Raw genomic sequence first — 24,896 nt, forward strand, 5'->3', positions numbered from 1 at the left:
ATAGAAGCAGGATTTGCAGGTTTTTCTCCCACTAAAAACTACTAATTTTACAATTCCAACTCTAACTTTTCCTCTCCCTACTATTAACAACGGAAAAAATAAACAGGCATATTCCAAACCACTGGCACATAGCAATAATATTGGGCTTTCGTCGGGGAGATAAGCTCCATTTTTAAAGCTTAGAATGTAAGCGCATTCTGTTTTCAGCAGTCTTTAAAAAAGACAAGTATGGCACCAAAACGAAAGGTCCAAGAAATAGACAAATGGGAAGGGGTTCAAGAATGAAGAAGCTTTTGTCTGCAATTTTAGCTGCTGTTTTATTATTTGCGTTGGCTGCCTGTTCGGGAGGCGGCGGTAGTGATGAGGATGAGAAGGGCTTTGTTGGTGTCAGCATGCCTACGAAATCGTCTGAGCGCTGGATTAGTGACGGTAAGTATATGAAGGAAGAGTTTGAGAAAAAGGGCTATAAAGTAGACCTTCAATATGCAGAGGATGTTGTGGAAAACCAGGTTTCCCAAATCGAGAACATGATCACAAAAGGTGTTAACGTCCTTGTTATCGCCGCAATTGATGGTGAGGCACTGACAAATGTACTCGAAAAGGCTCATAAGCAGGAAATTGAGGTAATCGCCTATGACCGTCTTATTAAAAAGAGTGAGTATGTCGATTATTATGCAACATTTGATAACTTCCAGGTTGGAGTGCTGCAAGGCAGCTATATTGAACAGAAGCTTGGCTTAAAGGATGGCAAGGGGCCGTTTAATGTCGAGCTGTTCGGCGGATCACCGGACGATAATAATGCTTATTTCTTCTTTGATGGAGCGATGTCGGTCCTTCAGCCTTATATTGATTCAGGCAAATTAGTTGTACAAAGCGGACAGACGAAGTTTGAGCAAGGCGCAACATTAAGATGGGATGGAGCGACAGCTCAGGCCCGCATGGATAACTTGTTGAGTGCTCATTATACGAAGGAAAATGTTGATGCGGTTCTGTCTCCATATGATGGAATTAGTATTGGGATTATCGCTTCCTTGAAAGGTGTTGGCTATGGAACAACAGATAAGCCGCTGCCAGTCGTAACAGGACAGGACGCAGAATTAGCATCTGTTAAGTCCATTATTGCCGGCGAGCAGACGCAAACTGTTTTCAAGGATACAAGGGAGCTTGCCAAGAAAGCTGTTGATATGTCCGAGGCTGTTTTGAATGGGGAAGAAGCAGAGGTTAATGATACAGAAACATATGACAACGGTGTGAAGGTTGTTCCTGCGTATCTATTAGAGCCAGTTTCTGTTGATAAGGAAAACTATCAGGAAATTGTCATCGACAGCGGCTATTATGATGAGTCTGAACTAGACAAATAAACATAAAACGGCAGTTTCTCTTTAACTAAGAGAAACTGCTTTAGATAAGAAAGGGGGCTGACAGCGTGGGAAATATTCTGGAAATGAAGAATATCACAAAGGAATTTCCAGGTGTCAAGGCACTCGATGATGTGAACTTAAAAGTTGCAGCAGGCGAAATTCACGCATTATGCGGGGAAAATGGTGCGGGAAAGTCAACGCTGATGAAGGTGCTGAGCGGTGTATATCCACATGGTACCTATTCAGGGGACATTCTTTTTCAAGATGAGGTCTGCATGTTCAAGGATATAAAGGGCAGTGAAAGCTTAGGAATTGTTATTATCCATCAGGAGCTTGCGCTTATACCAGAGCTGTCGATTGCAGAAAACATCTTCCTTGGCAATGAACAGGCTAAAGCTGGTGTCATTAATTGGAATGAAACGGTTGTTAAGGCAAGAGAGCTTTTGAAAAAGGTCGGCTTATCTGAAAATCCGAATACACTCATATCCAAAATCAGTGTCGGCAAGCAGCAGCTTGTGGAAATCGCCAAAGCACTTTCTAAGGATGTGAAGCTGCTGATTTTGGACGAACCTACTGCGGCTTTAAATGAAGAAGAAAGTGAAAACCTGTTACAGCTCCTTCTTTCATTCAAAAAAGAAGGAATGACAAGCATCATGATTTCCCATAAATTAAACGAAGTCTCAAAAGTCGCTGACAGTATTACGATTATCCGTGATGGCAGAACAATCGAAACACTGAAATGGGAGGAAGTATCAGAGGATAGAATCATTAAGGGCATGGTCGGCAGGGAGCTGACAAACCGTTATCCAGACAGAACCCCGCAAATCGGTGAGACGATTTTGGAAGTCAAGGACTGGGAAGTGCTGCAAGGGGACAGAAAAGTAATCGACAATATCAGCATGCATATTAAAAGAGGCGAAATCGTCGGGATTGCAGGAGTAATGGGCTCAGGAAGGACAGAATTTGCGATGAGCGTGTTCGGACGGTCCTATGGTACGAAAATCTCTGGTCAGCTTTATAAGGATGGCAAGGAAATCTCGGTGAAAAATGTGCCGGAAGCAATTGAAAATGGACTTGCTTACGTAACAGAGGATCGGAAAAACTATGGGCTTATTTTAATTGAGGACATTAAACGAAATATTTCCTTGCCGAACTTAGGCAAGCTTTCCAAGTTTAGTGTACTCAATGAAAATGTCGAGGTGAAGGAGGCGGAAAACTATCGTCAGAAGATGAACATCAAAACACCGTCCATCCTTCAGAAGACCGGAAACTTGAGCGGCGGCAACCAGCAAAAGGTTGTGTTGAGCAAGTGGATTTACGCTGAACCGGATATTCTGATGCTTGATGAGCCGACAAGAGGAATTGATGTTGGCGCTAAGTATGAGATATACACCATTATCAATCAGCTCGCAGACGAAGGAAAAGGAATCCTCCTTATTTCCTCTGAGATGCCAGAGCTGTTAGGAATGTGTGACAGAATTTATGTTATGAACGAAGGCAGCATCAAGGGAGAGTTAGCTGCGGCAGAGGCGACACAGGAAAGCATCATGAAATATATTACAAGCTAAAGCCGTCGGTCAGGAAAGGAAGGGGGAGTTAAGGTGAATACACCGTTGGAGGATTACCGCAATAAAGGCTCTATATTGGCATTAATTCAGAGCAATTTACGCCAATATGGAATGTTTACCGCATTAGTGCTGATTATGATACTATTTCAAGTGTTAACAGAGGGCATTCTTTTACGCCCGCTCAATATCACCAATTTGATTTTGCAGAACAGCTATATTCTCGTCCTTGCAATCGGCATGGTGCTCGTGATCATCACAGGTCATATCGATTTGTCTGTCGGCTCTGTAGCTGCATTTGTCGGCGCCATTTCCGGTATTTTAATCATTAACCATGATATGCCCGTCTTTTTGGCTGTTATTCTTTCCTTATTAGTTGGCGCTGTAATTGGGGCATGGCAAGGATTTTGGGTCGCATACGTCAAGATTCCCGCCTTTATCGTCACACTTGCCGGGATGCTTTTGTTCAGAGGCTTGACGATGCTTGTCTTAAAAGGCAAATCTGTTGCGCCGTATCCACAGTCCTTTCAGGATATTAGCTCAGGCTTTATCCCTGATATCTTTGGCGGCAGCACATTGCATATGCTGACGATTGTTGCAGGAATTGTATTTTCCATCATTTACTTGCTGATTGAAGCCCGCAATCGTAAAACCCAGCTTCGCTATGATTTTGAAGTGTCTTCAAAAGGACTATTTATTACAAAGATAGCGGCCATTATCGTGCTGATTAATGTGTTCACATATGTTTTAGCAACATATGAAGGCATTCCAACCATTCTGCTTATCCTTATTGGGTTAATTATTATCTACAGCTTTGTCATGAAGAAAACTGTAATGGGCAGACATGTTTATGCGATCGGCGGCAATGAAAAGGCCGCAAGCCTTTCTGGTATCAAAACAAAAAAAGCAACCTTCTGGGTGTTTGTGAACATGGGTGTGCTTGCAGCTTTATCTGGTTTGATTTTCGCCGCAAGACTTAATGCCGCAACACCAAAAGCAGGAAATCTGTTCGAGCTTGATGCGATTGCAGCCTGCTTTATCGGCGGCGCATCTGCTTATGGCGGCATCGGTACAGTCGGCGGGGCGATTGTCGGTGGTCTCGTTATGGGTGTCATGAACAACGGTATGTCCATCATCGGCCTTGGCATTGACTGGCAGCAGGCTATAAAAGGACTTGTGCTACTGATAGCGGTTGCGTTTGATATTTATAATAAGAATAAATTAGCTTCATAAATCGTAAAAAACCAAGCTCGAGTGGGCTTGGTTTTTTAGTTTGTTAGTCTTCAAATCAATTAATCTTCACTGTAACTAAAAAAGAGGGAAGATACCATCCCCCCTCACTCCGGCAGCACTTCCTCATAAAGAATCCGAGCCGTAATATCCTGCTCATAATTGCCAAAGCTGCGCCCGTAAAGGGTCAAACCACCGATTGTGCCTTCATCTGTTACTGCAAACTTCAGCTTAATGTCAGGATGATCCTGCAGACCAACATCCTCAATCGTTACATCCGATATCCGGCAGCCATCAATGAATGTGCCGTCCTTATTGATGCGCAGCAGCTTCAGCAAGCCGTACTGGTTCAAGTGGGGCGGCCACCAGCTTGGATTGCAGGCTCCTTTTGTGCCGCCGAAGTCTCCCGGTGAATTCCAAAGGCCAAGCTCGACATTGTTTAAGTAAAAGAAAATGTCAGAGGGCCAGTCATTATTGTAGAAGGGAGCCTCTGAGCTGATTTCGAATATAAATTGAAGTTCTTTAAAGCGTTGATTTTTCTTTAAGTAATTAGGAATTCTGTATTCGAGAAAGCCTTTTTTCAGCCAAACGATGTCTGCGTGAATATGGTCAGGATCGGCAAAGTAGCGAGGGTTGTCAAACTCACCAATAATGCTGTCCTTTGTCGCAAGACCACATGTCGGATCTGCCGCATAATCGAAATAATGGCCGACCTTTATCTCATACTCATAAAAATTCTCCACACCCTTATCCTGTAGCTCAATCGTCAGAACATCCTCATTTAAATAGCAGATTTTTTGAATGCCATGCTTTCCTCCAGCTGTTGATATATCAATAAGACCACTTTCCTCCAGCTTTTTAATATGCATAGTGACAGCACCGTTAGAGAGCTGCAGCTTTTGGGCGATATCATTTAAGTTGAGGCTGTTATTTCGTTGCAGCAGTGTCAATATTTCAAGGCGGATTTCTGAGCTAAGTGCTTTATATATATTTAAGCCAGAGCGGAGATCTTTTATATGTATCATGTAAACTACCTTCTTTCTTGACTTGAGAGTTTATGTCAGTTGCTTAGTTCGTTTTTGTTCATATCGAGAAAATGCCCTTAAGCTGGTCCACATCATGTAAAAGGCAGGCAAACTTGCGCCAAATAGAATAATGCTTCCTGGAAAGGTAATCAGCACATAAACAATGATTATTAGTCCGCCAACCATTTTAGCGCAGGCAAGGGGCATTGCCAGTGTAAACAGCAGGGCGTTTTTAATGATATGAAGCCCTTTTAGCTCATAGTGAACATACATCGTAAAAAAGGTAAGAACACTGCAGGCGTAAAGCAAGGCGATAAAAAGAACAGGAAAGTAGAGATATTGTAAGAAGGTAATCGTTGTATGCTGAAGTGCCAGCAAATCTGCATACAGGACAGCCCCGCCAAAAATGAGGAGCAGGCCGAGAAGATTGCTTTTCACAAATTCCTTTTTATAGACAGATAGAAAGGTTGAAAAAATCGGAAAGCTTGTTTCACCAAGCAGCCATTTACGCATAACCGCAAACAGACTGACAGTTGCAGGGAAGAAACCGGCAACAGCGAGTCCTACAATCGAAAATAGCATCCATAATAGATGAACGTATAAAAACCGCAAAATCCAATTAGAAATAGAATAAATAGAATCGACGAGTACAGCCTTCATAGGTGGTCCTCCTTTTGTTTTCTTTTAGCAAAACCTAAAATAATAGATGCTTTCTTTTAATGTGTATGTAAGGAGCGTGTTAATAATATAAAAAATCGGAAAAATCCTCCTTTTCTCCTTTGCAATTAGGTAGAAACCGTCTTTTTTGCTTGACCTAAAGGGAAACTCACAAAATAAGTACAAAAAGATAATGACTTTTTACGCTTTAGAAAAACGTTTTCCTAGACGATTTACTTATTTATGAAAACGCATACATTTTTAAGAAGACAGGTTAATACTATTAACATGTGTAAAACATTTTAAGCTTTTTTAAAATAAAGTGTTTTTTCAACAAGCCATGAGGAGGAAAAGGGATGAAAAAGGGTCTTTTAGGAATGCTGGCTATCATTCTAGTAAGCTCCATGTTTTTAGCAGGCTGTAATAAGGGCAGTTCGGATAAAGGCTATTCGAACGGCGGTAAAGGAACAAAGATTGAATTATGGACGTTTAATGAGCTCCATGAACAATATTATGAGCATATGGCAGAGAAGTGGAATGAGGAGAATCCTGATGACCAAATCAGCCTTAAAGCCACTACATATCCTTATGAGGATTTGCATAACAAGCTGCTTGTTGCACTGCAGTCAGGCAAGGGAGCTCCTGATATTTCTGATGTGGAAATATCCAAATTCGGCAACTTCTTAAAAGGAGAGCCGCAGATTCTTCCATTAGATGATGTGATTGATCCTGAAAAGGAAAATATCGTGCAATCACGTCTTGATATTTATGCGAAGGATGGCAAGACATATGGAATTGACTTTCACGTAGGTGCTGCAGTTATTTATTACAATAAAGAAATTATGGATAAAGCCGGCGTCAATCCAGATGACATTAAAACATGGGCTGACTACAAGGAAGCAGGCAAAACAGTTCTTGAGAAAACAGGCATTCCAATGACAACACTTGATATTGAAGACCAATGGTCGTTCTGGCCGCAGGTTGCTCAGCTTGAAGGCAAGGATGACCTGTTGAAGGAAAATGGTGAGGTGAACCTGACAGATCCACGCATTGTTGAGGTGCTGCAATATGAGCAAGACCTTGTTAAAGAAGGCATTGCGATTCCATCGCCAGGTAATGATCATCACTCAGAGGAATATTACGGCTTCATGAATAATGGCGGAGCAGCATCTGTGTGGATGCCAATGTGGTATATGGGCAGATTCACTGACTATATGCCTGATTTGAAAGGGAAAATCGTGATTAAACCAATGCCTGCATGGTCTGAAGGTGCTCCTCGCTCAGCAGGAATGGGCGGAACAGGCACTGTTGTAACAAACCAGTCTAAAGATCCAGATGTTGCGAAGAAATTCCTTGCCTACGCTAAGCTTTCGAAGGAAGGCAATATTGAGATTTGGAAGCAGCTTGGCTTTGACCCAATCCGCTCTGATGTGTGGGATTTGCCTGAAGTAAATGAGGAGAATAAATTCACGGAATATTTCGGTCCGAATATTTTCAGCACATTGCTTGAGGTGAAGGATGAAATTGAAGGTGTCAATATTGGCGAAAGAACGCCAGATGTCTCCAATGCTGTCAAGACGACGATCTTGTTCCAGACATTAGTGGAAATGAAGGATCCAAAGCAGGCGCTCGAGGAGGCAGCAAGTCAGATTAAATAAGGAATAACACCAGGAGGCAAATTGCCTTTGCCTCCTGCCTATAAGGGGGGATTTTAATATGGAAGCAAGCCGCAGACAGGGTGTTAGGAAACAGAAGAAAAGAAGTCTCCTTTATTCGCAAAATGCAGCGCCTTACTTTTTTATTTTTCCATTCATCCTGTCTTTTCTAATCTTTTTTGCTTATCCAGTTGCTACGACTGTTATTATGAGCTTTCAGGAGGTTCTGCCAGGACAAACGACCTTCATCGGTTTAGACAACTATAAGGAGTTATGGAATCCAACCTTTTTAACAGCGATCCGCAACAGCACTGTTTATACGCTTTTGACCTTAATTATTTTAATTCCAGTGCCGCTTGTGCTTGCTGTTTTCCTTAATTCTAAGCTGATGTTTGCGAAGAACTTCTTCCGCTCTGTAACCTTCATACCCGCACTGACATCTGTCGTTGTTGCCGGGATGATCTTCCGTTTAATCTTCGGCGGACAAGAAGGGGCATTGCTGAACTCAATTTTAACGAACTTTGGCATGGAGCCAAAGGCATGGCTGAACCATGGCGGCACAAGCATGTTCGTGCTTGTTGTGCTGGCAACCTGGAAGTGGATGGGTATCAACATCCTGTATTTCCTCGCAGGACTGCAAAATATTCCGCGGGAGCTTTATGAATCTGCCGAGGTAGACGGTGCAACGACTGCGAGGAAGTTCTACCATATAACACTGCCACTATTAAAGCCAATCAGTATTTATGTTTTTACAATCAGCATTTACGGCGGCTTCTCCATGTTTGCTGAGAGCTATATGCTTTATGGCAGCAACAGATCACCTAATAATATTGGGCTGACGATTGTCGGCTATTTATACCAAAAAGGAATCGAGCAGAATAATCTCGGCTTCGGCTCTGCTGTTGGTATCGCCTTGCTTGTTATCACCCTGATTATCACCTTGATCCAGCTGAAGTTCTTCGGCATATTCAAAAAGGAGGAACAAGGATGAAACCGAAAAAAAAGTGGAAGCTGTCGTCCATCCTGCTTATCCTGCTGTTTGTAGTAATCGGCATTTTCGCCTTATTCCCGCTCTTTGCAATCACACTCGGCTCCTTAAAGCCATCAACGGAAATTATGCGGTACGGGCTGAATCTAAAGCTGCAGGCAGACCTTTTGTCATTAGATAACTATTCTTATTTGTTCAACGGAGAAACAGATTATTTCATTTGGTATAAAAACAGCATCATCATCACGATTGCTTCTACTTTATCCTGCCTGCTTTTGACAAGCATGGTTGGCTACGGCCTTGCTGTTTATGACTTTAAGCTAAAGAATGTTGTCTTTGGACTCGTTTTGATTGTCATGATGATTCCAGTCGAAATCATCATGCTGCCATTATATAAGCTGACAATGAGCCTTGGCTTAATGGACACATTAGTTGGCGCGTTTCTGCCGTTTGTCGTTGCGCCGATTCCCATTTTCTTTTTCCGTCAGTACGCAAGCGGATTGCCTCGTGATTTACTCGATGCAGCAAGGGTGGATGGCTGTACAGAAATCGGCATTTTCTTCCGCGTGATGATGCCGTTAATGACACCAGCCTTTTCTTCGATGGCCATTCTGCAAGCACTTGGAAGCTGGAATAATTTCCTGTGGCCGTTGATTGTTTTACGATCAAGCGAGAATTTAACATTGCCAATTGGACTATCGACATTGCTGACGCCATACGGCAACAACTATGATGTGCTGATTGCTGGGTCTGTTATGGCAATATTCCCAGTGTTGCTTCTGTATATTTTCTTCCAGCGCTACTTTATTGAAGGCATGACTGCCGGCGGTGTGAAGGGTTAACAACTAAAAAACTGTATGAAGGGAAGAACCATTGATGACGAAAAAAGCGAAGATGATTTTAGAAAAGGATTTTAAAATTGCTGAAATAGATAACCGGATTTATGGATCATTCATTGAGCATCTCGGTAGAGCCGTGTATGGAGGCATATATGAGCCAGGTCATCCAGATGCAGATGAAAAGGGCTTTCGCAAGGACGTAACAGGCTTGATTAAAGAGCTGCAGGTTCCATTGATCCGCTACCCTGGCGGGAATTTCGTGTCAGGGTACAACTGGGAGGACGGAGTAGGCCCTGTTGAAAGCAGACCGCGCCGTCTCGAGCTTGCTTGGCGGACGACAGAGCCGAATGTTGTTGGCACAAATGAGTTTATGGAGTGGGCGAAGCAGGCAGGGGCAGAGGTGAATATGGCAGTTAACCTCGGCACAAGAGGGATCGATGCAGCGCGGAATTTGGTTGAATACTGCAACCATGACAGCGGCTCGTACTATAGTGATTTGCGCATAAGCCATGGCTATCGTGAGCCACACAAAATCAAAACATGGTGTTTAGGAAATGAGATGGATGGTCCTTGGCAAATCGGTCATAAGACAGCGGCTGAATATGGCCGGATTGCTCAGGAGGCAGCAAAGGTGATGAAATGGGTTGACCCTGATATTGAGCTTGTTGCCTGTGGAAGCTCGAACAGAAGCATGCCGACATTTGCAGAATGGGAAGCAACTGTTTTGGATCATACGTATGACCATGTTGAGTATATTTCCTTACATCAATATTATGGCAATCATAGTAATGATATCAGCAACTATTTAGCTCTGTCTTTAGAGATGGATGACTTCATTTCGTCTGTAGTTTCAATTGCTGATTATATTAAAGCCAAAAAACGCAGCAAAAAGAAAATTCATTTGTCCTTTGATGAGTGGAATGTGTGGTATCACTCAAGAGAAGCAGATAAGCTGATAGAGCCGTGGACAGTTGCCCCACCACAGCTTGAGGATATTTATAACTTCGAGGATGCGCTGCTTGTCGGCTGTATGCTGATAACCATGCTGAAGCATGCTGACAGGGTGAAGATTGCTTGTCTTGCACAGCTTGTGAATGTGATTGCGCCAATTATGACAGAGGAGAACGGTCCTGCCTGGAAGCAGACGATTTTCTATCCATATATGCATGCCTCCGTTTACGGGAGAGGTGTTGCCTTAAATCCGATCATTTCCAGTCCGAAATATGACAGCAAGGATTTCACAGATGTGCCGACATTAGAATCAACTGCTGTATACAATGAAGAAAACGAGGAGCTGACGATCTTTGCAGTTAACAGAGATCTTCAAGACGGCTTACTGTTGGAGTGCGATATTCGCAACTTTGAAGGCTATAAAGTGGTAGAGCATATTGTCCTCGAAAATGACGATATTAAGCAAACAAACTCTGCTAAAACAGAAGCCGTTAAGCCACATACAAACGGTGACGCAAGCTTAAGGGACGGCGCACTTTCCGCAATGCTGCCAAAGCTTTCCTGGAATGTTATCCGTCTGGCGAAATAAATTGGGAACAGCCATGCTCGTCCGAGCATGGCTGTTTATGTAGAAAAAGAGTTATAGTTAATTTTTTGCAGCATCGGCCCCACCTACGCCAAATGCCAATGATAGCCACGCATGCTATCCACGCTTCTTTCATCATAGTGGACAAATATGAACAGAATACGTACTTAATGTAAAAACTATATGAATATTATCAGCCATTTCTCTTTGTGCGATAAGTGATATATTCGGCCTGGGCAAGCAGCGCAAGAAAAAAGATCGGGAAGGAGACAGCAACAAGTTTTCTGTGCCAGTCGAGATTGCGCTTAAGGAGAACACTCGAAAAAAGCATTTGTACAATACTAAACAAAAATTGCACTGGTCATTCAACTCCTTTTCTCTTAGTTTGCTAAAAGGGGAAGAATGTATACAAAAAAAGCCCCTTTTATTAAAAAAGGGACTGTTGCTTTGGTTATTTTAAAGATTGCAGTGCTTGTTTACATGATTGGAAAAAACGGATATTTAACTCATTGCCATTTGTATAATTGATTGTGTCTTGTGCCATTTTTACCTGGACACCGCTGATGATGAGCTCTGTTCCCATTAATGCGAGAATATCGTTAATCATTTTAAGACCATTATGTACAACCTCATCATATTTTAATAAGCCTTGCAAATCAATGATGAAATAATCTTCCTTGCTATTTCCCACATAAATCGCAATATCTTTAACAAGCTGATCAAACCGGTCCATTGATAAATCACCGATAAGTGGTAAAATGGATGTTTTTTCATTAATGGAAATGATCGGTGTAGAAAGATTGGCTATCTGCTCTAAATACTCGCTGATAAGCTGCTCTGATTCCTTTCTTTCTGTAATGTCCTTTTGGATTCCGACAAAAAACAGCTTATTGCCTTCTCCAATTCGAATGGGGGAAAGCTCAAGTTCATTCCAGAACAAGTGACCATCCTTGCGATAATTGCGCAGTTGAACAACAATATGCTTTTCCTCTTTGATTGCATTCCGCAGTGCTGTAACCGCACCTTGATTTCTGTCATCGCCTTGAAGAAAGCGGCAGTTCTTGCCAAGAATATCTATTGCTTCGTATCCGGTCAATTGCTCGAAACCTTTGTTTACGTAAATAATTGGGTTATCAGCGATACTCGGGTCTGTGATAACAATGCCTGTTCCGACCCTTTCTACTGCTTCCCTTATAAAGCTGTCCCTGAACATGTCAGAATAATGTTGTTGGATATCCGTTACCTCCTTCTGTTGTTCTTCTCTAATCTAAATCCATTATAACAAAAGGAAAAAGACATTGACCATAGTCGGCACTTAAACTCAGAAAGAAGCGCCCAATGCAACTAATTCGTTACATTTTCTACCATTATTAATAAATATGATAAAATTGTGTAGAAAAACTCTTTCCAATTCTAAGGAAAAATGTTACCATAAATGTACGTTATTAAGAACATTTAATTAAGCAAAAATTCAAGCTTACATATTATGATATCTTTAGATAGAGAGAAGACAGGAGAGGATAAAATGAAACACGTAAGAAAAGCAATTATTCCAGCAGCTGGTTTAGGGACAAGATTCCTGCCTGCAACAAAGGCAATGCCAAAGGAAATGCTGCCGATTGTTGATAAGCCGACAATCCAGTATATCGTGGAGGAAGCCATTGCTTCAGGTATTGAGGACATCATCATTGTAACAGGAAAAGGAAAAAGAGCGATCGAGGATCACTTTGACTATGCTCATGAGCTGGAGCAAAACCTGTTAGAGAAAAAGAAATTTGACCTGTTAGAAAAGGTTCAATACTCTTCAAACCTTGCTGATATCCATTATATCCGTCAAAAGGAGCCAAAAGGACTTGGCCATGCAGTTTGGTGTGCGAAAAGCTTTATCGGTAATGAGCCATTTGCTGTATTATTAGGCGATGATATCGTGCAAAGTGATACACCTTGCTTGAAGCAGCTTATTGACCAATATGATGAAACACTTTCACCTGTAATTGGAGTACAAACTGTGCCGGAAAGTGAAACAGACCGTTACGGAATTGTTGATCCAATCCAACAGGAAGGCAGACGCTATCAAGTTAAGAACTTCATTGAAAAGCCAAAGCGCGGAACAGCACCATCTAACCTGGCAATCATGGGTCGTTATGTACTTACACCAGAAATCTTCATGTTCCTTGAAAAGCAGCAAACAGGAGCAGGCGGTGAAATTCAGCTGACAGATGCAATCCAAGAGCTGAACCAAATTCAACGAGTATTTGCATACGACTTTGCAGGCAGCCGCTACGATGTTGGTGAAAAGCTTGGCTTCGTGAAAACAACATTAGAATTCGCCCTGCAACAGGACGAAATGAAACAAGAACTTATTGATTACATGAAGCAGCTTATGAAAAAGCATGAGAATGCTGAAGTGAAAATCATCTAATAATGAAGGAAGAACAGGGCAGGCAGCTGTCCTGTTCTTTTTTGTTCTCTATTGTTCACTCTCACTTTTTTTGAGAAGGAAGCAAGGTGATAAAGCAGTAAAACGAAAAAGCCAGACGACAGATTACTCTGTGTCTGGCTTCTGCTATTATTTAGCTTTCACAACCTTTTTTTCTGTCACTTTGCTAATGTTGCCAGCCTTGTCTGTTGCTGTTACTGCAAGGACTGTTTTTTCCTTTTGTTTTTTGATCGTGATAGAGTAGCTGCCTTTTTTGTCTGCTTTTCCTGTTGCAAGTACTTTATTGTTGACCTTGATTGTCACTGTTGCATTTGCTTCTGTGCTGCCTTTAACCTTTGTCGTTGCTGTTGTTACATTGTTCACTTTAGGTGCGCTTGGAGCGGTTTTATCTGCAACAGTAACTGTTTTTGCTTTGCTGATATTGCCCGCTTTATCCTTAGCTGTAATGCTCAGCTTTGTGCCAGCCTTTTGCTTACCAATCTTGATGGAGTAAGCTCCTTTGCTGTCTGCTTTCCCACTTGCAATTTTCTTTTTGCCATCTTTAATTTCAATGGAAGCATTAGCCTCGGCTTTTCCAGTCACTTTTGTACTGTTGTCACCAATTGTGCCGCTCACAGTTGGTGCACTTGGAGCGGTTTTGTCTGCGACAGTGACTGTTTTCGCTTTGCTTGTGTTCCCCGCTTTATCTGTTGCTGTAATGCTTAGCTTCGTGCCAGCCTTTTGTTTTTTAATCGTGATCGAGTAAGCGCCCTTGCTGTTTGCTTTACCGCTAGCAACAGCCTTTTTGCCGTCTTTAATGTCGATAGAAGCATTAGCTTCTGCTTTTCCTTCTACCTTTGTGCTCTTGTCACTAATTGTGCCTGTAACAGTCGGTGCTGCTGGTGGTGTGCTGTCGCCAACTGTAACGGATGTAGCCTTGCCTGTCAGCTTCGCGCCGTCCGTTGCTGTAACGCTTAGCTTTGTGCCCTGCTTTTGCTTGGCGATTTTGACAGAGAACTTGCCAGCATTATCTGCTTTCGCTGTGCCGATTGTTTTCTTGTTCGCTTTAACAGTAATTGTCGCATATTCCTCTGCTGTACCTGTTACCTTCGTGTCATTATCGCCAACTTTATTAACCTTCGGTGCATTAGGCGGTGTTGTATCCTCCAACACACTTGTGCGAATCGTTGCTTTCGCTTTAACACCATTTACTGTTTTCTCAAATGCTACTTCAAGCAGACCTTCTGCCTTTTGTAATGGAATCTCGATTTTGTAATTACCTTTTTTGTCTGCTGTTGCTTTTTTCACTTCTTTGCCAATTTTCACACTGACAGCCGTGCCGCTTTCAGCCGTTCCTTTAATTGCATAGCTGCTGTTATAGATATCCCCAACAGTTGCTTTCAGCAATAATGCGCTGTAGGCGCCATAGGCATCAAGACGACCCCAGCCAGTAACATAATCATAGCCTGGAGGAAGAGAGTCTCCCTCTTCATAAATAACCTCGCCGTCCTCGGTAATTTCAATGAAAGTTTCTTCAAACTTGTACGGGTTGTCCTGCTCCTCAAAGGCAACGTCTTTTGCTGTTTCCGTCAGAATTTTTTCTACCTCTGCTGGCTTTAAGTTATTGTTCAAAGATAGAAGCAGTCCTGCTGCCGCTGCAACATGCGGTGTTGCCATAGACGTGCCGCTAAAGTATGTGACATTGCCGTTTGGCACAAGGCTTGGGATATTTGTGCCTGGTGCGACTAAGTCTGTTCCAATGCCATAGTTTGAATAATCGGATACAAGGTCCATATCATTTGTAGCTCCAACAGAAGTCGCATATTTGCTTGATGCTGGATAGCCTAATTCTTCAGAGCCGTCATTTCCTGTCGCCGCAACGATTGTGACATTATGCTTGTACGCATATTGCAGCATATATTCCAATGTTCTGCTGTATGTGCCGCCAAGACTTAAGTTAATAACCTTTGCGCCTTTATCAACAGCATATTTAATTCCTTTCGCAATTTGTTCTGTGTCCCCGTAGCCGCTCGCGTCAAGAACCTTGACAGGGAGGATTTTCGCATTAGAATGAATTCCGGAAATAGAGTAGCCGTTATCCATGCCTGCTGCGATAATACCGCTCACATGTGTTCCATGCCCATTATCATCTAGCGCGTTATTATTGTTGCCAATATAGTTATAGCCTTCTGTTGCCAAAACATTGTTAAGATCAGCAAGTGTGCTGTCAACACCAGTATCAACAACAGCGATAACCGTTTCACTTGGTTTTGCTACATGAAGCAGGGAGTGAAGTGGACCGAATTGGATATCCGCACCGCTCGTCCCTTGTGTTTGGCCAGTGTTGGAAAGAGACCATTGGTATGGATTAGAAACATCACTTGTCGTTCCTAATGCTTTATATGTTTGTATTTGTTCCACATATTCAACCGCCGATGATTTTTTCACAGAGTTGACGATACTGTTTTTTGCTTGTGCAGAATAGCCATTTGCTTTGACCTCACTGCCGAGATCAATAACATATAAATCGTCTGCGATTTTATCAGAGCTGCCTAGGTTTTCAATTGTTTCACTTTGGGCAGATTGTGCGCTTCTTTTAAAGGTAGACAGGCTTTTGCCTGCTTTCAGCTTAACGATATACTTGTTGGAAGTGTTCTTGTTAGAAATAGCGGTTGTGGAAGCTCCCAATTTAGAAAACACACTTGATAGTGTTTTATCCTCCAAATTGCTGATATTAATTTTCGATTCTGTCTTTTTAATTTGCTCCTTCAATGCCTCTGGTGCTGCATCATACATATATTTGTAGAGACTGTTAATTGCCTTCACATCTGCACTTGTGAAAGTATACGTCGAGCTTGTGCCGTTTTTAAGTAATTCCGTATAAATTGGTTTCAGCTGGCGCAAATTCTTTAAAACGTCACTGCGAAGCTGGTCATCAAAGATAATTTTCGCACTTAAGAAAGGTGCGACCTTGTAATATAAGGATGATAGCTTTTTGCCTTCATCTGTTTGAGATAAAATCGAATCTCTGATTTCACGCAAGTCCTTTAAGATAGCTAGACCATCCTTTTGCTCGCTTGTGCTTAGCTCAACAGGACATTCCTCTGCTGATTCTATATCTGTTGATGGCGCAAGAGTTGTTCCATTTGCCTTTAATGTAAAGGAAGTGTCCACTTCAACAGGCTCTGTATCTTCTATCTCTTCGCCCTCTGGCAGCTCCTCTTGCCCAAGCTCTTCCTCTTCATAATAAGGATAGTACTCAACCTTCACATAATAAGAGCCGACCCATGCTAATGGAAAGTGAATAACAGCTGGCGATTCTGTATAGCTGTAGCTCCGATATTGATCAAATGTGTCATCTGCATTAGCCTTATCAAGGCTTGAGTAAACAGAAACATTCATTTCCTCTGTTGAATCTAACGTAAATTCATAATGTGTAAAGTTCTTCGTGTCTTCAGCAGAAGGAGTAAACTTAAACCATTTAACATTCTCTCCATCTGCAAAGCTTTCCTCCAGAGTCGTGCCACCTGCAAGCGTTTCTCCCGCGTCAGCTGTTTCTGCGGCCGCTGCCGGAAGCGCTGTCCAAGTGCTGACAACTAAAACAAATGCTAGTAAAAAAGTAAAGATAGAACCAAGCTTGCGTTTGCTGTTTTCCATTTCGTTCCCCCTAGAAATTTAATAGATTACTAATCTATTAAAGCATTTTTTTTGGAAAAAAGTTATTAATATCTAGTAAAAATGGAAAAATTATTCATTTGTCCCTAGTTGTGATAAAAGTTTGTAGGTATTTAGTCTTTGGAGGGGAAAAGATCAGAGAAATAGACCTGAGTATCGAAGCAAAGCAGGCTAATAGACAGAGTATGGTCAACCAGACATGGTAAAATAACATCATTGATAAAAAAGGGTGGCTGCGGTCAATCCGCATCCTTTTGCTGAATGAGGTAAACAACTCTTCATGTTTCCATTTTTCAGCGCAAAGGTAATGCCGCAAGCGGGGATTTTTTTCTCACAAGCCTGCCTAAAATCGAAAATTTCTTCTATATATAGGTAAGAGGGGAGTGATAAATATGGCAAGAGGGTTTGATTGTGCGACAAAGCTTAATATAACAACAGCAAGTGCTTTAAAGAAAGCAGGATTTGCTTATACAGCCCGCTATCTTGGGAACAGCTGGAAGACCTTTGATGCTGCTGAGGCAAAGGCGATAAGGAACGCTGGCTTAAAGCTTGTCAGTATTTTTCAGAAAAGCGCCGACAGGTCAGCGTATTTTACAGAGGAGCAAGGAAGACAGGACGGAAGGGATGCAGTGAAAGCCGCACAAAATGTCGGCCAGCCAGCAGGAACAGCCATTTATTTCGCAGTCGACTTTGATGCAGGCAAAAGGGCAATCCCACATATCCTTGCCTATTTCAACGGTGTGCGTAAATCCTTTCATACGTATAAGCTAGGAATCTACGGCTCATATACGGTAATGCTTGCAGTCAAGGGACTGGCCGATTATTATTGGCAGACATATGCATGGTCATATGGGAAGGTAGCTGATTTCATCCATATGCACCAGTATAAAAACAATATTAAAGTCGCAGGAGTGCTCATTGACAGGAATGATATCCGCAAAAGTCCAGGCGATTGGGGCTGGACAATACAGGAATCTGAAGTGGCAACCTTTGAGGTGAAAGCCGAGACAGGAGCCTATATGACAGCCGCAGATGCAAAGCAAGGCAAAAATAAAAAAGGCATTGTAAAGAAGGGAAGCTACTTCCTCTTTAATCAATCAGCAGGAATGGTAAATGTGACAAAACAAAAGGGTGTACCAGGCTCGTGGATTAATCCTGAAGCAAGTGAGGGAGCAAAATACCATATCGTCATAAAAGGCGACAGCCTCACTAAAATTGCGCAAAAATACGGCACAAGCCTCAAAACCCTCCAAAAGCTCAATCCACAAATCAAAAATATCCACCTAATCCATCCAAACCAAAAGATCCAGGTCAAATAGACATGCTGCCCCTTAATAACGAGGGGTGTTTTTTTATGAAAGTTTTTCCAAATAAGGCTAACAGCAATACATTTACAGCCAATATTTAGTATGATAGAAGTAAGAAAACCAAAAGGGAGGCGAGTGGGGATGGAGAAGAACAAGGAAGAGCTCGAAGTGAAGCTGGAGGACGCGGGAAAGCATTTTTCCGAGGAAAAGTTTTGGGGTAAGCTTACGAAGTTTGCGAAAAAGGCAGGTGCCTCTGTCGTGTATGCAGTCCTGCTTTTATATTTCACCTTAAAGAAGCCAGATGTGCCAGTAAGGGCAAAAACAACCATTATTGGAGCATTAGGTTATTTCATTCTTCCCGTTGATTTAATTCCAGATATGGCAGTCGGCATCGGCTTCACAGATGATCTCGGAGCATTAGGAATTGCATTGATCCAAGTAGCCATGTATATAGATGAAGATACGAAACAAAAGGCAAAACAGAAATTAGCAGATTGGTTTGGAGATAATGTCAGCACAAAAGAAATTGATGCGAAAATCGGCGGCTAACTATTTATAGGTGAAATGGAAGCTGAGAAAATCCTCTAATAGTAAATTATGGGTATTTAGACTGGTGTAAAATATATCTTTTGGCATATGAAAACCGCTTTTTTCTTTTTTACAATAAAAGGATATTAGGTAATCTATCTGATAATGATGGATTAATTGTTCGAAATCCTTGTGAAAAAGAAAGGAGATACTGTGAAAATATTAGATGCTTCAAGTTTACAAGACGCAATGGAACAGAGGGCGAAGCATTATGATAAGCTTCGCGACCAATTTACATCATTAAAGAGGGCCTTTCAGGAAATGATTGATTTAGACGACTTTGAAGGCAAAGGAGCAGAAGCAATCAAAGGCTTCTATCAAGGCCAAATCGAAGTCGTCGAGGCTTGGCGGCGTTTATTTGACAGACAAATTGCCTTTTTTGAAGGCGTCAGCGGCAAGCTGGAGGACAAGGATTTAGGAAGCAACTCAAGAGTCGAAACTGCCTTTCTTGAAGAGGATCTCGTACAAAAAGAACGACAGGCAGACGAGATGATAACAGAGCAAAGACGAGCTCTAGAAAATATCTTTCGTGATATTGACGATTTAGTCCCATTACATCCCTTCTCCCGCAGTAAATTCGACGACTTAATGATGGATGCCAGCAAAAAGCGCACAAAAACAATTGAAGCTGTAGAAGAGATCGATCAGGAGCTGAAGGACGAGTATATGTCTTCAGAAGGAGAGGAAGCCTATGCCATTCAGCTGTTTAGCGCCTTACTTGGCGCAACAAAGCAAGGCAGCAGCATTTCACCAATCCAGTTTGACGCAGAAGCCTATCATCAAAGCGATATCTACAAGCTGAAGGGAGAGGCAGAAGAAGCCACCATCAGCTACCTTACATACAAGCAACAAGAACAAGAAGCAAGAGAAATCGCCGAACGCCCTGCAGTCGAAAAGGTGTGGGACGGAGTAAAAACCTTTGTCGGTGAATTCACCGGCTACTATGACTACAAACGAGCAGTCGAAGGAGTCGACCCCGTCACAGGTGAAAAGATGTCAACCGCACAGCGCATCGCAGCAGGAGGCATGGCATTAGCCGGCTTCATCCCAATCGTCGGCTGGGCAGGCAGAGCCGTCAAAGGAGGCAAAGGCATCTATTCAGCCGCAAAAGGAATCAACGCAGCCGAAAATGCAATGAGCACCTACAAAAACGTGCAAGCCTTCAGCACCTTAGAAAAAACCGAAATGGGCATCTACGGCCTCCTATCCGCCAACGGCCTATCCGAATACACAACAGGCAAAGACATGTTCGGCAACGAACTCACAGCCGAACAACGCCAAGCAAGCCTAACCCAAAGCATCTTCGCCGGCCTTCCATTTATCCCAGGCATGGCCAAAGAAGCAGGCAAACTCGGCCAACAAGCCCTGAACTCAACCGTACAAATCGGCAAGCAAGGAGCGGACGTTTCAAGAGCGTTTATGGATGATCTTGGAAGGAGCCTTCATACTGGTCCTAATGTGGCCTTTGCGGGTGGGGTTGGTGATGTGAATTCATACTTGAAGGCTGAGAGTAGGGCTGATGGTGTTGGGAAGGTTAGTGGGGATAAAGAAAGTTATTTGAGTATGTTGAGTGGTGGTAGTGGGGATGTTGTTAAGGGTACGGGTAAAGTATATCCAACTAGACAAATAGATTCAGTAACAGAAGCACATATAATTGATAGAGTGAAGGAACTAAGAGGGAATTTATCGAGTAAATATAAGAAGTCTGGTAATTTTGCTCTTGCAGAGGTGGATGTCAGTGGGATGAGCAAATCGGAATTTTATGCTCAAAGTAGCATAAATGAACTTAAAGGAAATCTTGAGCATAAGGTGTCTGATATTTCTTTACAACCTAAAAATCCAATGTTTAAGGCTACAGAAGCAGTTGGTAAAAATGGATTTAGTTATTTAAGGAATACAGATACGGAGTATAAAATACTAAATGATATAGCTTCTAGACTTGGGGAGAATACACAAGCTACTGGTAAAATTAGGTTATTTACAGAATTGGATACTTGCGATAGTTGTAATAATGTTATAGCAGAGTTTGCGGCTAAATATAAAAATATTGAATTAGAAGTCATACACAACAATGGTAATAGAGTTATTCCTTAAACTAAATTTTTTGGAGGAAAATAATTATGAAAGATTGGGAGTATAATGAATTATTTGAAGCAATTCAGGAGACATATGAAGAACTGTTAGATGAAGATAGGGGATATAAGTATGCTATAGCAAAACTATCAGATGAGTTCGATAACTTAGGTAAGATAGAAGATGTTATTGTTGATACTGCTATTGGTGAGATTGCAATTGGACATGACAAAGTTTTTGTTGGACTTATTGAAGGTATAACAAAGAGGTTAAGCAAGTTTAAAGATATAGATGCTTCAAATGAACTGACAAAAGAGGAAATAGAAGATTTAACTACTAGGATAGAAAAAGTATTAGAGGGTCTTAGTAAAGTTGAGATAGATTATAACCCATCTTCCGAGTAAGTTATATTAGATTCCCAACATTAGATAACTATAAAGCACTTGATTGCCTAATAGGCAACAGGTGCTTTTGCTTTTATAATCTTAGACTAGCGTTTGTTCAAGGCAAGGTTAGTAAAGTAACTAAACTCTAGTTAATAAGCCCTTAACTCAACCGTACAAATCGGCAAACAAAGAGCGGACGTTTCAAGAGCGTTTAAGGATTATCTTGGACGGAGCCTTCATACTGGTCCTAATGTGGCCTTTGCTGGTGGGGTTGGTGATGTGAGTTCATACTTGAAGGCTGAGAGTAGGGCTGATGGTGTTGGGAAGGTTAGTGGGGATAAAGAAAGTTATTTGAGTATGTTGAGTGGTGGTAGTGGGGATGTTGTTAAGGGTACGGGTAAAACTGTAAGTGATTATTTTGATGATATAATTGTGTACGGTAAAGTAGATGCCAATAAGATGAATAAGCTTAAAAATGCTATACAGAATAATACTTTTAGTGTAGATGAGCTGACTGAGATTAGAAAAAGGATGTCTGAATTAGGCATTACTAAAGAATATGATGAAGCATTAATTAAAATGGATTTTGGTAAGTATCTCAGAGGACTAATAGGTGACCCACCTTCTGCTATGATAAATCCTCATGCACATCATATTTTATTTAAAAAAGGTCTTGGTCAGAAGCAACAAGAACTGGTTCGAGAAGGTCAGGAAATATTAAGAAGGTATGGAATAGATCCAATTATTGGGGAGGAAAACCTTGTTTGGGCCCCAAATGCCGTAGTAGGACAACATAGTCTTGATGCTTTAGAGGAAGTAGTGAATCGGTTAAGGGCTGTTGAATCTGAGGGTGGTGACCTTGACGATATTGTTGAAACTCTTGAAGAATTAGGTGTATTAGCTAGTAGAAGATAATAGAATTAAAGGAGGATATGTTTTGGAACAAAAAAGTATAAACAAAGCAATAAGGAATGCAATTAAAATGGGTGATATCAATGAAGTAAAACAATTAATAGGTGATGATAATGAAATTTTAAATGCCATGACTTCATTTGGTACGTGGTTACATGTAGCTGCCAAGAGAGGACACCTTGAAATAGTTGAGTATCTAATTAGTAAAGGTATAGATATTGATGCTATAGGTGGTACCTTTGATGCTTCTGCATTAAATTTGGCAGCAGGAGAGGGGCATATGGAGATAGTAAAGTATTTAATTGAGAATGGTGCAGAATTAGATGTAAGCTTAGCAAAAAGAAATCCGTTATTTGGAGCAATTTATGGCGGGCATAAAGAAGTAGCTGAGTTTCTAGTTGAAAAAGGAATAGATATTTCAATTAGATATACTGGAGAGAATATTAAGAATATGGATGCATATGAATACGCTAGACAATTTGGGCAAACAGAAATCGCTGAATATTTAAAGCAGAAGATGGAGGAAAAAGAATAAAAAAGTGTTACAGGCGGGTAGCCTGAAAAGATTAATATGCTTGTCAATATAGAGGAGAGATTAAAAATAGAATCATTAATAAAGCACTTAATTGCCTATTAGGTAACAAGTGCTTTTTGTTTTTTATGAGACAATTATATTTTGGATAACATGAAAGATTCTTAACTGAAATTCATAGCTCATGAAGGTAGTACCATCCTGGAGTATTGTTTTTAGAACTATGGAAACTGAACCAGAAAGAGTATGGAATGATGACCTATTATTTGGGTAGGTTACTTATGATTCTAAAGGACCATAAACTGAATGACAAAGCTTATAACGCTATAGGTAACTATATATTGGTGTATTAGCGGTGAAGTATCGGATAATGAAAACAATAAAGCTTTAATTGATAAGTATTATTCTGAATTTCCGAATGATCCCATTTAGTGTAAAGTTTGTATGCATGGTCAAATACATTTGGAACAGGTTTTCATGCAAAGGCTTACTCTTTAAATCAAGCTTTGCTTGCAAATCCTAATGAGTAACAATCAGATTTAATAACACATGTTGTTAGATCTGGAAAAAGCTAAAATCTGTAGGTATGATGATGCTAAGATGTTCGGATCGTGAATTTATTACAGACTGATATGATTTCAGTTAAAGGTGAAAAAGGTTGGAGAATGATATGGACATATTAAATAAAGAATATGTGTTAACACATGGTGTGGATTTTGATGAGGAGCTCTGGTTTACTTCATATAGTGATGAGATTCTTGATAATCCAGAGGACGAAGGTGGTAAACCTTTTACTGGTTTAGCATATGAAGTATTTGATAATGGTAATTTAGCATATTACTGTCATTATGAAAATGGGTTTGCAGAAGGGCCAAATGTTAATTTCTATAAAAATGGTATGGTTAAATCAATAGAGTATATGATAAAAGGACAAACAAGGGGTAAAAGAAAAGTTTGGCATGAAAATGGAAAACTTAAATATGAGGGTGAACTCAAATATGGTGTTTGCCTTAAATATAGTGAATGGGATAATCAAGGAAACTTGATTGGACAAAAGAGTTCCCCTGCTAAAGATGAAGTAGAATATATAAACCGATTAACTAGCCGTGATAAAAGTGAATGAGGTTAACAATAAGTTACAAGAATAAGAATTTAAGGTTTGAAAAAATTGATATTGAGCCAAGTTATTCGCAGAATAACATGCAACCTAATTCATTTATGTATGAATATGAGATTGAAGGTCAATTCCCAGTGATTCGTGAGATGCGAATAAATCAGGAGGCTAATATATGAGTTTTGAAATGGAGCTAAATAAGTTATATAAAAAAATTGCACAGCAGATTAATGATATGATTCCATCTGAATGGGATAAATTTTGGTTTAATGGCGAAATTAAGGACGAAGAAGGTGGAGTTTTTTTCTTTTTTACTCCGAAAGGTGAAGAACAACATGTTTTTTCTCATTATATCCCAAGGTTATATAGTGTAGATAAAAGAGTATATAATAGAGAACTACACCAATTATTCCAGTTAACTGTTGAACTTCAAAGGGTTTTTATTGATAATGACCAAGAACCTTGGTTTTCTATAACATTAGTATTAACTGAGACAGGTAAATTAAATGTGCACTTTGATTATACAAATTGGCACATTAGTGAATTTGGTCCGACTGATAGAATTAAGTACTTTGAACATAAATATATAAGATCAAATAAAGAGCAACAAGATTTAGATTTAATAATGAAGATGGATAAATTCATAAAGAAATAAACGTAAAGCACTTGTGATTGCCTTTTTAGGCAACAGGTGCTTTTTATTTTATAAACTTCAAAAGAACTTGCGTTTGTTCCAGGAATGGAAAGGTAAGAAACTAAACTTTAATTAACAAGCCCTGAACTCAACCGTACGGCGTTTGCGGTGGGGATGGTGATGTGAGTACCTACTTGAAGGCTGAGAGTAGGGCTGATGGTGTTGGGAAGGTTAGTGGGGATGTTATTAAGTGTGCGGGAAATGGTATTACAAAAGACGAATATAAAAATTTGAGGAAAAAGTCACCAAGTAACGATGTAAGAAAAATGGTTAATCCATAAAGTAGACCCGGTATACGGGTATGAAGTTGATAAGTTTGAAGCAGACCATATTGTTTCA

20 protein-coding genes are annotated in these 24,896 nt (G+C 40.9%); 16 read left to right on the forward strand and 4 right to left on the reverse strand.

Features of this window, described 5'->3' with window-relative positions; translation table 11 throughout:
• The first annotated feature begins 281 nt into the window (after window positions 1–281).
• The 3 genes from chvE (at window position 282) to mmsB (ending at window position 4,159) form a co-directional block, all read left to right on the forward strand.
• Entirely contained in the window at window positions 282–1,361 is a 1,080-nt protein-coding gene (gene chvE, locus NQZ71_RS03935) for a multiple monosaccharide ABC transporter substrate-binding protein (RefSeq protein ID WP_317011346.1), read from the forward strand.
• 83 nt (window positions 1,362–1,444) lie between these two features.
• Window positions 1,445–2,929: a multiple monosaccharide ABC transporter ATP-binding protein gene (gene mmsA, locus NQZ71_RS03940; protein ID WP_317011723.1), complete on the forward strand. Its 1,485-nt coding sequence runs from the start codon at window positions 1,445–1,447 to the stop codon at window positions 2,927–2,929.
• A gap of 33 nt (window positions 2,930–2,962) precedes the next feature.
• A complete protein-coding gene (mmsB, locus tag NQZ71_RS03945) occupies window positions 2,963–4,159 on the forward strand; it encodes a multiple monosaccharide ABC transporter permease (protein ID WP_275008422.1) in 1,197 nt (398 codons plus the stop codon).
• A gap of 104 nt (window positions 4,160–4,263) precedes the next feature.
• Here the strand turns inward: mmsB and NQZ71_RS03950 are convergent, their stop codons facing one another.
• Window positions 4,264–5,181, reverse strand: coding sequence for an ArsR/SmtB family transcription factor (locus NQZ71_RS03950; protein WP_317011347.1), 918 nt, complete (start codon window positions 5,179–5,181; stop codon window positions 4,264–4,266).
• A gap of 30 nt (window positions 5,182–5,211) precedes the next feature.
• Window positions 5,212–5,841 (reverse strand): YesL family protein, encoded by a 630-nt coding sequence (locus tag NQZ71_RS03955; RefSeq protein ID WP_317011349.1) that lies wholly within the window; start codon window positions 5,839–5,841, stop codon window positions 5,212–5,214.
• A gap of 353 nt (window positions 5,842–6,194) precedes the next feature.
• On the opposite strand from NQZ71_RS03955, the gene NQZ71_RS03960 reads away from it, so the two are divergent.
• From NQZ71_RS03960 to arfA, 4 genes are read left to right on the forward strand one after another with little or no spacing between them, the layout of a single operon-like run.
• Complete coding sequence (locus tag NQZ71_RS03960; protein WP_144454125.1) at window positions 6,195–7,496, forward strand: ABC transporter substrate-binding protein; 1,302 nt, start codon at window positions 6,195–6,197, stop codon at window positions 7,494–7,496.
• A gap of 58 nt (window positions 7,497–7,554) precedes the next feature.
• Window positions 7,555–8,484, forward strand: a complete 930-nt coding sequence (locus tag NQZ71_RS03965; RefSeq protein ID WP_317011350.1) for a carbohydrate ABC transporter permease — start codon at window positions 7,555–7,557, stop codon at window positions 8,482–8,484.
• Entirely contained in the window at window positions 8,481–9,323 is an 843-nt protein-coding gene (locus NQZ71_RS03970) for a carbohydrate ABC transporter permease (protein ID WP_144454121.1), read from the forward strand. Before NQZ71_RS03965 ends, NQZ71_RS03970 begins: the two co-directional genes overlap by 4 nt.
• A 31-nt stretch (window positions 9,324–9,354) precedes the next feature.
• Window positions 9,355–10,860 (forward strand): arabinosylfuranosidase ArfA, encoded by a 1,506-nt coding sequence (gene arfA, locus NQZ71_RS03975; RefSeq protein ID WP_144454119.1) that lies wholly within the window; start codon window positions 9,355–9,357, stop codon window positions 10,858–10,860.
• Between the two features lie 448 nt (window positions 10,861–11,308).
• On the opposite strand, the gene NQZ71_RS03980 is transcribed toward arfA, so the two are convergent.
• Window positions 11,309–12,070: a YtvA family blue-light photoreceptor gene (locus NQZ71_RS03980; RefSeq protein ID WP_260054349.1), complete on the reverse strand. Its 762-nt coding sequence runs from the start codon at window positions 12,068–12,070 to the stop codon at window positions 11,309–11,311.
• A gap of 312 nt (window positions 12,071–12,382) precedes the next feature.
• Here NQZ71_RS03980 and galU point away from each other — a divergent pair, with 312 nt between their 5' ends.
• On the forward strand, window positions 12,383–13,279 hold the full coding sequence (gene galU, locus NQZ71_RS03985; protein ID WP_127739104.1) for a UTP--glucose-1-phosphate uridylyltransferase GalU: 897 nt from the start codon (window positions 12,383–12,385) through the stop codon (window positions 13,277–13,279).
• 147 nt (window positions 13,280–13,426) lie between these two features.
• Here galU and NQZ71_RS03990 read toward each other — a convergent pair whose 3' ends face one another.
• Complete coding sequence (locus tag NQZ71_RS03990) at window positions 13,427–16,933, reverse strand: S8 family peptidase (RefSeq protein ID WP_317011352.1); 3,507 nt, start codon at window positions 16,931–16,933, stop codon at window positions 13,427–13,429.
• Window positions 16,934–17,343: 410 nt separating this feature from the next.
• On the opposite strand from NQZ71_RS03990, the gene NQZ71_RS03995 reads away from it, so the two are divergent.
• From NQZ71_RS03995 to NQZ71_RS04030, 8 genes are all read left to right on the forward strand, one after another.
• Entirely contained in the window at window positions 17,344–18,270 is a 927-nt protein-coding gene (locus NQZ71_RS03995; RefSeq protein WP_317011353.1) for a glycoside hydrolase domain-containing protein, read from the forward strand.
• Window positions 18,271–18,399: 129 nt separating this feature from the next.
• The gene (locus NQZ71_RS04000; protein WP_317011354.1) at window positions 18,400–18,807 is read left to right on the forward strand and encodes a YkvA family protein; all 408 of its coding nucleotides are present in this window, start codon (window positions 18,400–18,402) and stop codon (window positions 18,805–18,807) included.
• 192 nt (window positions 18,808–18,999) lie between these two features.
• Window positions 19,000–20,940, forward strand: coding sequence for a deaminase domain-containing protein (locus NQZ71_RS04005; protein ID WP_317011355.1), 1,941 nt, complete (start codon window positions 19,000–19,002; stop codon window positions 20,938–20,940).
• Between the two features lie 26 nt (window positions 20,941–20,966).
• Complete coding sequence (locus NQZ71_RS04010) at window positions 20,967–21,323, forward strand: Imm3 family immunity protein (protein ID WP_317011356.1); 357 nt, start codon at window positions 20,967–20,969, stop codon at window positions 21,321–21,323.
• Between the two features lie 261 nt (window positions 21,324–21,584).
• On the forward strand, window positions 21,585–22,220 hold the full coding sequence (locus tag NQZ71_RS04015; protein ID WP_317011357.1) for an AHH domain-containing protein: 636 nt from the start codon (window positions 21,585–21,587) through the stop codon (window positions 22,218–22,220).
• A 22-nt stretch (window positions 22,221–22,242) separates the two neighbouring features.
• Complete coding sequence (locus tag NQZ71_RS04020) at window positions 22,243–22,752, forward strand: ankyrin repeat domain-containing protein (protein ID WP_260056165.1); 510 nt, start codon at window positions 22,243–22,245, stop codon at window positions 22,750–22,752.
• Between the two features lie 655 nt (window positions 22,753–23,407).
• Window positions 23,408–23,872, forward strand: coding sequence for a toxin-antitoxin system YwqK family antitoxin (locus NQZ71_RS04025; protein WP_260056166.1), 465 nt, complete (start codon window positions 23,408–23,410; stop codon window positions 23,870–23,872).
• Between the two features lie 166 nt (window positions 23,873–24,038).
• A complete protein-coding gene (locus tag NQZ71_RS04030; protein WP_317011359.1) occupies window positions 24,039–24,518 on the forward strand; it encodes an immunity protein YezG family protein in 480 nt (159 codons plus the stop codon).
• Window positions 24,519–24,896 lie beyond the last annotated feature (378 nt).

Source organism: Niallia taxi, from assembly GCF_032818155.1.
Lineage (GTDB): Bacteria > Bacillota > Bacilli > Bacillales > Cytobacillaceae > Niallia > Niallia taxi_A.